The sequence below is a fragment of the Croceibacterium ferulae genome (assembly GCF_003660445.1).
GTDB classification, from domain to species: Bacteria; Pseudomonadota; Alphaproteobacteria; order Sphingomonadales; family Sphingomonadaceae; genus Croceibacterium; species Croceibacterium ferulae.
Genome location: NZ_QZVQ01000003.1, coordinates 26,290 through 38,964, shown reverse-complemented (window position 1 = coordinate 38,964; position 12,675 = coordinate 26,290). Strand labels below are relative to the sequence as shown.

Sequence of the window (12,675 nt, the reverse complement as noted above, 5' to 3'; positions counted from 1 at the left end):
TACGGCACAAGGGGGCAGGGCGTGGGTGGATACGTAGCGGGGCTGCCGGACTTTCTGGCCTATTTCGGCGTCGGTGCGGCGCTGCTGGCCGGATTTGCCGTGCTGTATTCCCGGATCACCCCGCAGCACGAGTTCAACCTGATTGCGGGCGGCAATTGCGCCGCCGCCACCGCCTTCCTGGGCGCGCTGATCGGCTTCGCCCTGCCGCTCGCCTCCGCCGCGGCGCATTCGGTGTCGCTGGCCGATTTTGCGATCTGGGCGCTGATCGGTGCCGCCATCCAACTGCTGGCGTTCGGCGTCGCCGCGCTGGTGCAGCCGCGGCTGGCGACCCGCATCACCGAAGGGGAAATGGCCGCCGGGCTGTGGGCGGGCGGCGTCGCGCTGGTCACCGGGCTGCTGAATGCGGCGTGCATGACATGGTGACCGGCAAGCCCGTGCGGCCACGGCGTTTCGCCAGATCGGTGCCGCTGCCGCTGGCGCTGGGCGGGCTGGGCGTGGCGGCGGGCCTGTCGCTGTCCGGCTGCGCGCTCGGGGCGCCGGCCGAACTGGCCGATGCGCCGTTCAGCTCCATCGCCGAATGCACCGCCGCCGGCTATCCGCAAGGGCTGTGCGCTGCCGGCTACAGGACCGCGGCCGAAGAGCATGAGAACACCGTTCCGCGCTTCGATTCACTGGCGGCGTGTCAGGAAGACTGGGGATCGGACAGCTGTGCACCTGCGACCGACAGTGCCACGGCGCCGGGTAACGACGGGACGACCCAGCGCGCATCGTCCGGGATGATGTTCGCGCCTGCTCTCGCCGGCTTCGTTCTCGGCCGGTCCCTGCAGCGTAACTATGCCCGCGATTGCCGCCGCGACGAGGATTGCGACCGGAATTATCGCCTGGGCCGCTATGGCGGAGGCGCCGGCCTCCTCGGGCAGCCGATCTATCGCGACCGGACCGGGCGCGCTGTCGCCAGCCAGCTGACCCGCAACGGCCAGCGCCTGACGCCGGTGACGATGAACAGCCGCACTGTGGCACGCGGAGGGTTCGGGTCGCGCGGAGGCTCCCGTTTCGGGGGCTGACATGCGCCGTATTGCCGTTCCGGAACGGCCCGACTGGCGGGATCAGGCCCGCGCCGTCGGCTTCGGGTTCCACACCATGTATGGCGCGCCCTACTGGGTGGACGATGCCGCCTACGCCTTCTCCCTGGCCGAGATCGAGGACCGGATCGAAGATCCGAGCGAACAGCTGCATGCCTTGTGCCTCGACCTGGTCGCGGAGGTGGTGGCCGACAATCGGGCACTGCGCCGGCTGGCCATTCCGGAGACGGCATGGGACGTGGTGCGCGCCAGCTGGGAGGCGGGGGACCGCCACCTTTATGGCCGTTTCGACCTTGCCTATGACGGCACCGGTCCGGCGAAGCTGCTGGAATACAACGCCGACACCCCGACCAGCATCTTCGAGGCGGCGTTCTTCCAGCACAACTGGCTGATCGGCCAGCAGGCGGCGGGCGTGCTGCCGCCCGGGACGGACCAGTTCAACCTGCTGCAGGAATGCCTGGTCGAAGCCTTTGCCCATTTCCCCCGCGACCGGCTGTTCCACTTCGCCTGCTGGACCGACAATCCGGAGGATCGCGGCACGGTCGCCTATCTGATGGATTGCGCGGCGCAAGCCGGGCATCAGGTCCACCTGCTGGACATCCGCGCGATCGGCACGGATCAGGCCGGGCACTTCACCGACGAAGCCGATCGCGTCATCACCCGCTGCTTCAAGCTGTATCCGTGGGAAGACCTGCTGCGCGAGCCGTTCGCCCGCGCGCTGGCGCCTGGCATCTGGGTGGAGCCGCCATGGAAGGCGCTGCTGTCCAACAAGGGTATCCTGCCGCTGCTGTGGGAACGTCATGCGGGCCATCCCAACCTGCTGCCGGCCTTCTTCGCCGATGACCCGCAGGCCGCGGCGCTGGATCACGCGGTGGTGAAGCCGGTGTTCGGGCGGGAGGGCGGCAATGTCGCCATTCGCCGGAACGGCACGGTCACGGACCGGACGGGCGGCGATTACGCGGACGGGCCGCAGATCGTGCAGGCCTATGCCCCGCTGTTCGCGGGCGAGGGTGGCCATGCGGTGCTGGGCAGCTGGGTCGTGGGCGACCGGGCCGCGGGGCTGGGGGTGCGGGAAGATGCGGGGCGGATCACGCGCGATTCCACCCGCTTCGTCCCACATATCATCACCGCGGACTGAACACCGTCAGCTCGCCTGCGCGGCGTCGGATTGCGCCAGGATCGCGAGCGGGGCAGGCCGGCGGAACAGGTGACCCTGCGCCAGACGGCAGCCCATCGCCATCAGCTTGCGCCGCTGCGCCTCCGTTTCCACCCCTTCGACCACGACCTGCTTGCCCAGTCCCTGGCCCAGGCCGATGATGGCGCGGATGATCGTCTCGCTTTCCCCGTGATCCTCGAACAGGGTCAGCGTGAAGGAGCGGTCGATCTTCAGCGTGTCGAACGGCAGATGCTTCAGATGGATCAGGCTGGCATAGCCGGTGCCGAAATCGTCCAGCGAGATCGGCAGGCCCGCATCGTGCAGCACGCCGAGCGCCTCCGCCGTCTGCTTCAGCCGGCCATCCAGCACCAGCTCCTCCGTAACCTCCACGGACACCCGGCTCGGGTCCACGCCATGGTACGCTATGCGCTGCAGCAGGCGGTGGGCGGATGCGGCACCGTCCAGTTCCGACCAGGTCAGGTTGATCCCCACGCTGGGCAGCAGGTCCGGGTGGTCGCGCAGGGCGGTCAGCGCCAGATCGATGACCCGGCTCTGCACCGCGCTGCCCGTGCGGCCATCGGTCAGCATCTCGCCAAAGGTGGCGGGGGTCAGCAGGCCGTGCTGGGGATGCTGCCAGCGCAGCAGCGCCTCCGAACCGACGGGCGCGCCGGTGTCGATCTGCACGATCGGCTGGAAATGCAGCATGAACTCGCCACGCGGCAGCCCCTCTGCCGCCTCCTGCGCGAAGCGGGCGCGCCGGTCGTTGCGGGCGCGCAGCGACGGGTCGTACCGGTACAGGCCCCGCCGCCCCCGATGCTTGACCTGATACAGCGCCAGATCGGCATGCTTGACCAGCACCTCCGGCTCCATTCCGTCGGCCGGGTGGCAGGCCAGGCCGGCGCTGAAGGTCATCGTCCAGCCGCGACCTTCATGGGTGACGCTGGTGCCCTGCAATGCCTCCAGCGCTGCTTCGATCCGGGCGGCGGCCGGCACACCTTCGGGCAGCAATATCGCGAATTCGTCCCCACCGATGCGCGCCACATGCCCATCTGGCCCGGCCGCCATCGCCAGCCCCGCACCCACCGCCATCAGCAGCCGATCGCCGGCATCATGGCCCAGCCGGTCATTGATCTGCTTCAAATGGTCGACATCCACCAGCAGCAGCATGAAAGGGGCGGGCGATGCATCGGGCAGCAGGTTGCTTTCCGCCATCCGGCGCAGCTGCGCCTGGAACGCGGCACGGTTGCCCAGGCCGGTCAGCGGGTCGGTCAGCGCCGCACGGCGGAACGCGCTGCTTTCCGCCTCCAGCCGCAGCCGCGCCTGTTCGGCGGCATCCCGCTCCCCGCTCAGCCGCCGGACCCGGTCGGCCATCAGCACGGACAGCGCCGCCGATTCGGTGGCCAGCGCCAGCAGGCTGCTCATGTTCACCAAATCCGGCTGGGTCACCAGTTGCAGCTTTTGCGCCAGCCACAGGCAGCACACCACCAGCACCGGCGCCCAGCTGATCAGATATAGCCATACGGTACGGCTGCGCCGGCTGATGGCGATGGCGATGCCGATCACCAGGACCAGCCCGTTGAGCATCGACAAGCCGCTGAGCCAGGGCTCCATGTGCCGCAACGGCAGCGGCCAGCCTGCCGTCGTGGCGAGGCCGGCCAGCGCACAGCCCCCAGCGGCGGCCATTCCCGTGCGCTTCAACCAGCGGGGCAGGCTGCGCCGTTCCAGCAAGCTCAGGAACACCATGGTGGCCGCGCCGCTGGTCCCGCCGACTAGGGCATAGGTGAGCCGCAAGGACCAGGGCCCGGCCAGAGCGGGCCATGCCAGTGCCAGCATGTTGGTCGATATCAGGCCGAAGGCCAGCGCCAGCACAGACCATACCACATACCAACGTTGCGCCGGCACCAGCGGACCGGTCCGCACCAGCAGGCTGAACACCAGCACCGTCACGATCGCGCCGGCGAAGGTGCCGGCCACCGCCAGCCACGTGCCGCCCAGCCACAGCATGTCCACCGGCGTGGCGGCGGATACCCGATGCAACGGATCCAGCGAAGCCAGCTGGCGATAACCGAGATAGACCGCCGCAATCTGTGCACCTGGCCGCTCGACTGTGACCCTCAGCAGACCGCCCGGCATCCAGCGATTACCGACCTGCCCCGGTGCGAAGCGTTCGGTCTGCACCGAACCGTCAGTGCCGATGATAAGGACAGTATGCGATTTGAACACCAGCTGATCGGTCAGCAGGGTCCAGCTGGCCGGCATTGTCGACAATGCGGCCGTGTCGCGCAACTGCAGCCACAGCCACCCGTCCTCCGAAACGGCCGCATGCTGCGAGGTATCGCAGCTGAACGACAATCGAGAGATTGTGCGGGCATCGTCGGGCAGAGCGGCGGGAGCGGTGGCAAGGCACAGCTGATCGCGCAGGGGCACGATCGTTGCCGCAGCCTGCCCTGGCCAGCCGATGCACAGCGCCAGGGCCAGCCCGATCAGGATCAATCGCAGGGTTGGCATGCCGGATCCAGAATTGCAGGCCCACTCTCTTGATGGTTGGGTCCATCTTATTTCACGAAAGGTCGCGCGACGGAAACGAATGTTGGCGGGCGCATTTCCTGTCTGCATGACCTCACCTGCCCCGCGCAACGACACACCTGACCGGACGCCGCCGCTATCGGCGGTGCTGGCGTTCGGCCCGGCCGGCCTGATCGTCGCACTGGGCCTGCTGGGCTGGGCGGGCTGGCCGGCGGCGATCTTGGCCGGGCGGCTGTGGACGGCGGCGATCCTGCTGTTCCTGGCCGGCGTCGCCCGCGGGCTCAGCTTCTTCACGGAAGGCGGGCCGCGCCCGGCGCAGCTGGCGGCCATGCTGGTGCGCTTCGTCTGCGGCGTGCTGGCGCTGGCCTTGCCGATGCTGCCGATCGGGGCGGCGCCGTTCCTGTCCTGGCTGTTGCTGTTCGCAGGGTACCTGACCGTCCTACTGTTCGATCCGCGGGCTGCCCGTCACGGCATGGCCCCGCGCTATTTCGCACGGCTGCGCGGGCCGCAGATGTTCGTGGCGCTGACCGGCATCGTCATCCTGGCCGCGGCGGATCTGACGACCGCCAGCGTAAGGATGTGACCGGCCGCGCCTGACGCGCTAGACATGCGGGCATGGACCAGACCGTCGCCCCCGCCGCCATTCGTGCCGCCTTCTCCGCCGCAATGTCGGCCATGTATCGGGCGGAGGTGCCGCTTTATGGCGACCTGCTGGAGATCGTGGCGGCGGTGAACGACACCGTGCTGGCGCGCGACCCGGACCTGGACCGGCAATTGAGCGCCAGCGGAGAACATGCGCGGCTGGGCGAGGAGCGGCACGGCGCCATCCGCGTCGGCACCGCGGCGGAACTGCAATTGCTGGCACGGGTGTTCGCGGTCATGGGCATGGCGCCGGTGGGCTACTACGACCTCGCCCCCGCCGGCATCCCGGTCCACTCCACCGCCTTCCGCGCGACCGACCCGGCGGAGCTGGCCGCCAGCCCGTTTCGCGTGTTCACCTCCCTGCTGCGGCTGGAGCTGATCGGGGATGCGGCCCTGCGGGAGCAGGCGGCGGCGATCCTGGCCGGCCGGCGCATCGTGTCGGAGGCATGCCTGGCGCTGGTCGAACAGGCGGAGCGGGAGGGCGGCCTGCGCCCGAGCCAGGCCGAGCGTTTCGTTGCCGCCGCGCTGGAGACGTTCCGCTGGCAGGGCCGCGCGATCGTGGATGCGGCGACCTATCAGGCGTTGCTGGCGCAGCACCGGCTGGTGGCGGATATCGTCGCCTTTCCCGGGCCGCACATCAACCACCTGACCCCGCGCACGCTAGATATCGACGCCGCACAGGCGGAGATGCAGCGCCGCGGCATGGCGGCGAAGGCCAGCATCGAAGGGCCACCGCGCCGGGCCGTGCCGATCCTGCTGCGACAGACCAGCTTCCATGCGCTGTCCGAGACGTTCGTGCCGACCGGCGGCAATGACGCACCCGCGCAGCACACCGCCCGCTTCGGCGAGATCGAGCAGCGCGGCGCCGCGCTGACCCCGGCGGGTCGCGCGCTGTACGACCGCTGCCTCGCCCGGGCGGGCGATGGGGAGGATGATGCCTTTGCCACCTTCCCCGACGATTTCACCGCCTTGTACGAACAGGGGCTGGCCTATGCGCAGTTCCTGCCCACCGATCGACCGGGCCGCGCCACCAGCATCGGGCAGGCGCTGGCGGACGGGTTCGTCACCTTGGCGCCGCTGACATATGAGGATTTCCTGCCGGTCAGCGCGGCCGGCATCTTCCGCTCCAATCTGGGGGCAGGCGATGCCGCGGACAGCTATGCCGCCGGCGGATCGCAGGCGGCGTTCGAGGAGGCGCTGGGCCGCGCCGTGCTGGACCCCTTCGTCTTGTACCAGGCCGCGCAGGAACGCTCCGCCACGGAAGCGCTGGCGCGGCTGGCATGAATGCCCCGCCGACCGGTTCCGGCCGGCTGAAGGCGCTGGGGCCGGGGCTGGTGGTCGCGGCCACGGGTGTCGGCGCGGGCGATCTGGTGGCGACGCTGATCGCCGGATCGCGCTTCGGGTATGACCTGCTGTGGGCGGCGGTGATCGGCTGCTTGGTGAAGATCGCCCTGTCCGAAGGATCGGCGCGCTATCACCTGGCTACCGGATCGACCATCCTGGCCGGCTGGCGATCGCTGGGGCGGTGGACCAGCTGGTATTTCGGCATCTACGTGCTGATCTGGGGCTTTATCTACGGCGCCACGGCGATGAGTGCGACCGCGCTGCCGCTGGCGGCCCTGTTCCCCGTCCTGCCCCTGGGTGCCTGGGCGGTGCTGGCGGGGATCTTCGGCCTGATCTTCGTGTCGCTGAACCGTTACGGCGTGTTCGAGGCAGTGATGAAGGTGCTGGTGGCGATGATGTTCGTCATCATGGTCGGCCTTGCCGTGCTGGTCGCGCCGCGCCTGCCCGATCTGCTGGGCGGCATGACGGGGCGGCTGCCAGAAGGCTCGCTGTTCTACACGCTGGGGCTGATCGGCGGGGTGGGCGGCACTATCACCACCGCAGCCTATGGCTACTGGACGCAGGCTAAAGGCTGGCGCGGGCCGGCCTGGCTGCCGATGATGCGGTTCGACAACACGATCGCCTATGCAGTGACCGGTCTGTTCGTCATCGCCATGATGATCGTGGGGGCGGAACTGCTGCATGCCGCGGGCACCGCGCTGGAGGACAGCGATCGCGGGCTGCTGGGCCTGTCGGACGTGCTGGCCGCGCGGTTCGGGCCGGTGGTGGCGGTGGTGTTCCTGGTCGGCTTCGCCGCCACTTCGCTGTCCAGCCTGCTGGGCGTGTGGCAGGGGATGAGCCTGTTCTTCGCCGACTGGTGGTACCAGCTGCGGGGTGGCGAGCCGGGCGCGGATCACGCCGTCAGCAATGGGGAAGGCAGCGGCGCCTACCGCTTCTACCTGCTGTGGCTGACCTTCCCGCCCATGCTGCTGCTGTTTGCCGAACGGCCGCTGCTGCTGGTGGTGATCTATGGCGCGTTCGGCGCGCTGTTCATGCCGTTCCTCGCCGTCACGCTGCTGCTGCTGAACAACTCGGCCCGGCTGCCGGCCGAGGCGCGCAATGGCTGGTGGGCCAATGGCGCGCTGGCCGGATCGGCGCTGCTGTTCGCCGTGCTGGCAGCGCAGCAGATCGCCGCGCTGCTCGGCTGAGCGGTCAGGGCCGCTTCACACCCGGGTGGATGCCGGCACCGATGGGTTCGGCCAGCTCGTCCTCGCCCAGCATGGCATGGTCGACGGCGGAGGCGTCCTGCAGCGTGTCGAGGTGCATCAGCCGCTTGATCAGGGGGGAGATCACCAGCACCACCACGCCGATGCCGATCGCGTACCAGCCCACATTGGAATAGACGCCCAGCACCAGCTCCCTGCCGGCTTCCTCGCCCTCCAGCCCTTCGCCCCCCGCTGCGGCGGAGATCAGGCCGGCGGCGAAATTGCCGGTGGCCGACGCGAAGAACCAGGTGCCCATGATCAGCGAGGCCATGTGCGCCGGTGCCAGCCGGTTCATGGCCGACAGGCCGACAGGCGACAGGCACAGCTCTCCGGTCGTGTGCAGCAGATAGATCAGGAAGATGAACAGCACGGGCACCGCGGCACCCGCGCCAGCCGCGTTGGCGCCCCAGACCAGCACCAGGAAGCCGATGCCGACTTGCACGATGCCCAGGCCGAACTTGAACGGAGCGGACGGCTCCGCCCCCCGACGCCCCAGCGCGGTCCACGCCCAGGCGAACAGCGGCGCGAGCATGAAGATATAGGCCGCGTTCAGCGACTGGAACATCGATGCGGGCATCTGCCAGCCGAAGATGACGCGATCCACATGGCGGTCGGTGAACAGGTTCAGCGAATTGCCGGCCTGTTCGAACAGCGCCCAGAACACGATGGACGCGACGATCAGGAACATCGCGGCGAAGATCCGGTCGCGGTCCTCCGCCGGCAGCTTGATGACGGCGGTGCCCAGGACATACAGCACCAGGATGCCGCCGAACACACCCAGCAGCGTACCCACGACGCTCTGGTTCTGGACCATCCACCAGCAGGCGACCACGGCCACCAGGCCCACGGCGTAAAGCGACCATTCCAGGCTCTTGCGCAGTACGGCCGGCGGCTCCCCCCGGCCCATCAGCAGCGGCTTGCCGATCACGAACACCACCAGGCCCAGCAGCATGCCGAAGCCGGCCAGGCCGAAGCCGTAGGACCAGCCCCAGGTCTCCCCGATATAGCCGCACAGCAGCGAGCCCAGGAAAGCGCCCAGATTGATGCCCATGTAGAAGATCGTGTAGGCCGGATCACGGCGCTTGTCGGTGCGGGGGTACAGCGATCCGACGATCACGGAGATGTTGGCCTTCAGGAAGCCCGACCCCACGATGATGAAGGCCAGCGCCAGCCAGAACAGGTTGAGCGCGGCCGGATCCTGTCCGCCATCGCCTTCGAAGCCCATCAGCAGGTGGCCGAAGGTCAGCAGCACCGCGCCATACAGCACCGCCTTGCGCTGCCCCAGGTAACGGTCCGCCAGATATCCGCCCAGCACCGGGGTGATGTAGACCAGCGCCGTATAGGCGCCGTAGATCACGCCGGCCTCGCCGTCGGAGAACAGCCAGTGCTTCGTCAGGTACAGGATCAGCAGCGCGCGCATGCCGTAATAGGAGAAACGCTCCCACATTTCGGCGAAGAACAGGATGAACAGGCCCTTGGGATGGCCCAAGATCGTGCCGCCTTCGTCTGCCGATCGGAGTGGGGCTGATGCCATGCGCTGCTGTGTCCCTGTTGCGTGCTGCCGTTGCAGCCTGAAACCGCGCACCCTAACGCCGCTGCGCCGAATGCCAAGATGTTCGTTGCCCCTGTAACCACCGCGTAACCGGCTGGACATAAAGGGCGCGGTTCTTGCCTGCCGCGCTGTATTATGGCACTGCAGCACCCATGCCGGACAGCCGCCCCGTCTATCTGCGCCTGCGGGAAGAGATCGCCGCCGCGATCATCGACGGGCGCTATGCCGAAGGGGCCATGCTGCCATCGGTGCGCGCCTTTGCCGCGCAGCAGGGCGCCAATCCGCTGACGGTGGCCAAGGCCTATCAGCAGTTCCAGGCGGACGGACTGATTCGCGTGCAGCGCGGCGTGGGCATGTTCGTGCGCGAAGGCGCGGCCGATGCCCTGCTGGCGGCAGAACGCGCGATCTTCCTGCAGGCCGAATGGCCGGTCATCCGCGACCGGATGGATCGGCTGGGCATCGGGCTGGCGGAACTGCTGGACCCGGCCTGATCCTTGCGGCATGTTGTCGCGCGGGTTCAAGGATGTCCGGCAGTGGGACTGCTTGGCAAAGTTCGTTGCCTGTTCGCTTGATTTTTGGCAAGTTACGGCACGGCAACGTGATGGGCTGACGGCGGGGGTCGTCATTCTGGTGGTCACGCATGGTCGGGCGGTACATCGTCCGGCGCTGCGCCAAGGGGAAAGCAATGATCCGCTCCGAACTGGTCGAGGCGCTGGCGACTGACAATCCCGAATTGCGGGTGGAGGAGGTCGAACAGATCGTCGACATCTTCTTTGACGAGATTGCCGCGCGCCTTGCCGAAGGGGGGCGGGTGGAACTGCGCGGCTTCGGCACCTTCACCACGCGCGCGCGCGAAGCCCGCACCGGGCGCAATCCGCGCACGGGCGACGCGGTGGACGTTCCTGCGAAGCGCGTCCCCTACTTCAAGCCGGGCAAGGAAATGCGTGAGCGGCTGAATACCGACTAGGCGCGCCGCCGCTGGCCATTGCCGCCGGCGTTGATTAAGCCCCCGCCATTGCGGGCGTGGCGGAATGGTAGACGCCGGGGACTTAAAATCCCCTATCCCTTGGATGTGCGGGTTCGAGTCCCGCCGCCCGCACCAGCCGCCTGTCCGTCACGCATCCGATTTCCGGCGGTGCTCTGCAGGAGCCGGTCGTCAACGGCGAGCGGTTTCCACGCCGTTCACGCCGGGCGACTGCCTTACGGTTCGATGCGGCCGCCGAATGTGGTCCGGCAAACACAATTACTCCTTAGACCTACAATAGATTCTGAACTATGCTGCGCCGCAACACATCGGTTCGACGCGACGAGGGGGCGGGAGCATGAATGAGCTTGCAGCCGGCACGCTCTGAGTAGTGTTCACGATTACGCAGAGAGTGCCATGACCGTTCTACCGAGCAAGGCCAGCGCGCGGCAAGCATATTGGGATGTGGCCCGGGCATTCTTGATGTTCCTGGGTATCCCGTTCCATTCGGCTTTGATCTATGTGACCCCTGGCTTCGGCATCTATACGGTCGATAACTCGGTGGCCCTCGAATATCTGGAAGTATCGATCCACTCGTTTCGGATGCAGGCTTTCTTCCTGGTCAGCGGTTACTTCGCCGGCCTTCTTCTGGCACGTAGATCGCCGGACCAGTGGCTCAAGGACCGTGTCATCCGCCTCGGGGCTCCGCTGCTCGCCGGCATATTGCTCATCAACATCCTGCAGATGTGGATCACGGCCTATGGCATGGAAGCGGCGCAACCGCGGGACATGGAGCAGGCGAGCCGGAGCTTCCTGACGCTGCTGACAACCCCCGGGCGACATTGGCTGAGTCACCTGTGGTTCCTGGTCGTGGTGCTGGAATATTCGGCACTGGCGGCAGCGGCCCATTATCTGTGGCCGAAGCTGCAGCACCTTCAGGTACCGGCCAGGGCGGTCGAGTTCACCAACCGGCACCTGACCCCCGTGCTGCTGCTCTTCATGACCGGTGCCGGATCATACTGGGTGGCCACCCGCGTCTTCATGAGCGTCACCGGCCTGTATGATAACCAGCTCGCAACCTTGGTGTCGCTGATCGACTTCCTTGTCTTCGTGCCATATTTTGTCGGCGGCATGGTTCTGTCGCGCGCGCCCGCGGTGCTGGAGGCTTTCACCAGGCCGCGGCCCGTGCTGTGGGCCGGGGCAGCCATCGCCGTCGGGATCATCTGCTATGTCGACCGGACCTATGGCGGAAGCAGCAATATCGGCAAGGCGGTGACCAGCTTCCTGGGCGCCTTTTCGGGCGTGCTGATGGCGCATGTGGTGTTGAGCGGAGCCCGGCGCTGGTTCGATCGCCCGAACCGGGTCGTCACCACCCTGGTGGCGGGCGCGATGGCCATCTACATCGTCCATCAACCGGTGCTGAAGCTGCTGGGCATTGCCATGTTCACGGTAGACTGGCCGATTGCGGTCGAATTCTCGCTCATCGTGACGCTGACGTTCCTGATCAGCTATCTGTGCTATCGCCTCGCCCGGCTGAACGTGTGGTCGAACCTCTTCCTGAACGGGACCAAGCCGCAGGATCCGCCCAGATCGGCCCCTGTACCGCCAGGTGCCGACAGCCGAAGCCTGGCTGGCTAGCTCCCTCAGGCAGGCCGGAAGGTCATCGCCACGCCATTCATGCAGTAACGCTTGCCGGTCGGCCGCGGACCGTCATCGAAGACATGGCCCAGATGGCCGCCGCAATCAGCGCAATGCACTTCGGTGCGGGGCAGGCCCAGCCCGTAATCGGTGCCCGTGCCCACCGCGCCGGTCAGCGGTTGCCAGAAGCTGGGCCAGCCGGTGCCGGATTCGAACTTGGTGCGGCTGGCGAACAGCGGCTTGGCGCAGCCGGCGCAATGATAGGTGCCGGTGCGCTTTTCCCGGTTGAGCGGCGAGGTGCCGGCGCGCTCTGTGCCTTCCTGCCGCAGCACGGCAAAGGCGCCAGGGGACAGGCGTCGGCGCCATTCGGCCTCGCTCAGTTGCACGCGGAACGGCCGCGCCTCCGCCGCCGAACCGCAGCCGGGCAGGGCAAGGCCCGCCAGCAGCATGGCGACGGCGTGGCGGCGGTTGATGGTGAGGGTCATGCCGGGGCGATTACCCCATCCCGTGCGAACGGATGCTGAACG

12 protein-coding genes and 1 tRNA gene are annotated in these 12,675 nt (G+C 67.8%); 10 read left to right on the top strand and 3 right to left on the bottom strand.

Features of this window, described 5'->3' with window-relative positions; all coding sequences use genetic code 11:
- Window positions 1-21 precede the first annotated feature (21 nt).
- Genes D5S08_RS03375 through D5S08_RS03365 form a run of 3 tightly spaced genes read left to right on the top strand, consistent with a single transcriptional unit; the run spans window position 22 to window position 2,220 of the window.
- Window positions 22-423 (top strand): DUF350 domain-containing protein, encoded by a 402-nt coding sequence (locus D5S08_RS03375; RefSeq protein ID WP_121115578.1) that lies wholly within the window; start codon window positions 22-24, stop codon window positions 421-423.
- Complete coding sequence (locus tag D5S08_RS03370) at window positions 417-1,064, top strand: DUF1190 domain-containing protein (protein WP_121115576.1); 648 nt, start codon at window positions 417-419, stop codon at window positions 1,062-1,064. Before D5S08_RS03375 ends, D5S08_RS03370 begins: the two co-directional genes overlap by 7 nt.
- Before the next feature lies 1 nt (window position 1,065).
- A complete protein-coding gene (locus D5S08_RS03365) occupies window positions 1,066-2,220 on the top strand; it encodes a glutathionylspermidine synthase family protein (RefSeq protein WP_121115574.1) in 1,155 nt (384 codons plus the stop codon).
- Window positions 2,221-2,226: 6 nt separating this feature from the next.
- Here D5S08_RS03365 and D5S08_RS03360 read toward each other — a convergent pair whose 3' ends face one another.
- Window positions 2,227-4,746: a putative bifunctional diguanylate cyclase/phosphodiesterase gene (locus tag D5S08_RS03360; RefSeq protein ID WP_121115572.1), complete on the bottom strand. Its 2,520-nt coding sequence runs from the start codon at window positions 4,744-4,746 to the stop codon at window positions 2,227-2,229.
- Window positions 4,747-4,852: 106 nt separating this feature from the next.
- Here D5S08_RS03360 and D5S08_RS03355 point away from each other — a divergent pair, with 106 nt between their 5' ends.
- From D5S08_RS03355 to D5S08_RS03345, 3 genes are read left to right on the top strand one after another with little or no spacing between them, the layout of a single operon-like run.
- Window positions 4,853-5,347, top strand: a complete 495-nt coding sequence (locus tag D5S08_RS03355; protein WP_121115570.1) for a DUF3429 domain-containing protein — start codon at window positions 4,853-4,855, stop codon at window positions 5,345-5,347.
- Between the two features lie 32 nt (window positions 5,348-5,379).
- Window positions 5,380-6,690, top strand: coding sequence for a 2-oxoadipate dioxygenase/decarboxylase HglS (hglS, locus tag D5S08_RS03350; RefSeq protein ID WP_121115568.1), 1,311 nt, complete (start codon window positions 5,380-5,382; stop codon window positions 6,688-6,690).
- Entirely contained in the window at window positions 6,687-7,937 is a 1,251-nt protein-coding gene (locus D5S08_RS03345; protein WP_121115566.1) for an Nramp family divalent metal transporter, read from the top strand. The genes hglS and D5S08_RS03345 overlap by 4 nt, the downstream gene beginning before the upstream one ends.
- 4 nt (window positions 7,938-7,941) lie before the next feature.
- Here the strand turns inward: D5S08_RS03345 and D5S08_RS03340 are convergent, their stop codons facing one another.
- Window positions 7,942-9,528: a peptide MFS transporter gene (locus D5S08_RS03340; protein ID WP_121115564.1), complete on the bottom strand. Its 1,587-nt coding sequence runs from the start codon at window positions 9,526-9,528 to the stop codon at window positions 7,942-7,944.
- Window positions 9,529-9,698: 170 nt separating this feature from the next.
- Between D5S08_RS03340 and D5S08_RS03335 the strand changes: the two genes are divergently transcribed.
- The 4 genes from D5S08_RS03335 to D5S08_RS03320 all read left to right on the top strand — a co-directional run bounded on the left by D5S08_RS03335 (window position 9,699) and on the right by D5S08_RS03320 (window position 12,148).
- Window positions 9,699-10,037, top strand: coding sequence for a GntR family transcriptional regulator (locus D5S08_RS03335; RefSeq protein WP_121115562.1), 339 nt, complete (start codon window positions 9,699-9,701; stop codon window positions 10,035-10,037).
- A gap of 194 nt (window positions 10,038-10,231) precedes the next feature.
- Window positions 10,232-10,513, top strand: coding sequence for an integration host factor subunit beta (locus D5S08_RS03330; RefSeq protein ID WP_121115560.1), 282 nt, complete (start codon window positions 10,232-10,234; stop codon window positions 10,511-10,513).
- A 50-nt stretch (window positions 10,514-10,563) separates the two neighbouring features.
- A tRNA-Leu gene (locus tag D5S08_RS03325) sits at window positions 10,564-10,648 on the top strand.
- Window positions 10,649-10,927: 279 nt separating this feature from the next.
- On the top strand, window positions 10,928-12,148 hold the full coding sequence (locus D5S08_RS03320) for an acyltransferase family protein (protein WP_121115558.1): 1,221 nt from the start codon (window positions 10,928-10,930) through the stop codon (window positions 12,146-12,148).
- Between the two features lie 5 nt (window positions 12,149-12,153).
- Here D5S08_RS03320 and msrB read toward each other — a convergent pair whose 3' ends face one another.
- The gene (gene msrB, locus D5S08_RS03315) at window positions 12,154-12,633 is read right to left on the bottom strand and encodes a peptide-methionine (R)-S-oxide reductase MsrB (RefSeq protein WP_121115556.1); all 480 of its coding nucleotides are present in this window, start codon (window positions 12,631-12,633) and stop codon (window positions 12,154-12,156) included.
- Window positions 12,634-12,675: the final 42 nt, after the last annotated feature.

What these genes read in the sequence shown, in the direction of transcription:
- D5S08_RS03340 (WP_121115564.1), bottom strand. Translation starts at nt 9,528, where the DNA reads ATGGCATCAGCCCCACTCCGATCGGCAGACGAAGGCGGCACGATCTTG.
- hglS (WP_121115568.1), top strand. Translation starts at nt 5,380, where the DNA reads ATGGACCAGACCGTCGCCCCCGCCGCCATTCGTGCCGCCTTCTCCGCC.
- D5S08_RS03345 (WP_121115566.1), top strand. Translation starts at nt 6,687, where the DNA reads ATGAATGCCCCGCCGACCGGTTCCGGCCGGCTGAAGGCGCTGGGGCCG.
- D5S08_RS03335 (WP_121115562.1), top strand. Translation starts at nt 9,699, where the DNA reads ATGCCGGACAGCCGCCCCGTCTATCTGCGCCTGCGGGAAGAGATCGCC.
- D5S08_RS03330 (WP_121115560.1), top strand. Translation starts at nt 10,232, where the DNA reads ATGATCCGCTCCGAACTGGTCGAGGCGCTGGCGACTGACAATCCCGAA.
- D5S08_RS03320 (WP_121115558.1), top strand. Translation starts at nt 10,928, where the DNA reads ATGACCGTTCTACCGAGCAAGGCCAGCGCGCGGCAAGCATATTGGGAT.
- D5S08_RS03365 (WP_121115574.1), top strand. Translation starts at nt 1,066, where the DNA reads ATGCGCCGTATTGCCGTTCCGGAACGGCCCGACTGGCGGGATCAGGCC.
- D5S08_RS03370 (WP_121115576.1), top strand. Translation starts at nt 417, where the DNA reads ATGGTGACCGGCAAGCCCGTGCGGCCACGGCGTTTCGCCAGATCGGTG.
- msrB (WP_121115556.1), bottom strand. Translation starts at nt 12,633, where the DNA reads ATGACCCTCACCATCAACCGCCGCCACGCCGTCGCCATGCTGCTGGCG.
- D5S08_RS03360 (WP_121115572.1), bottom strand. Translation starts at nt 4,746, where the DNA reads ATGCCAACCCTGCGATTGATCCTGATCGGGCTGGCCCTGGCGCTGTGC.
- D5S08_RS03355 (WP_121115570.1), top strand. Translation starts at nt 4,853, where the DNA reads ATGACCTCACCTGCCCCGCGCAACGACACACCTGACCGGACGCCGCCG.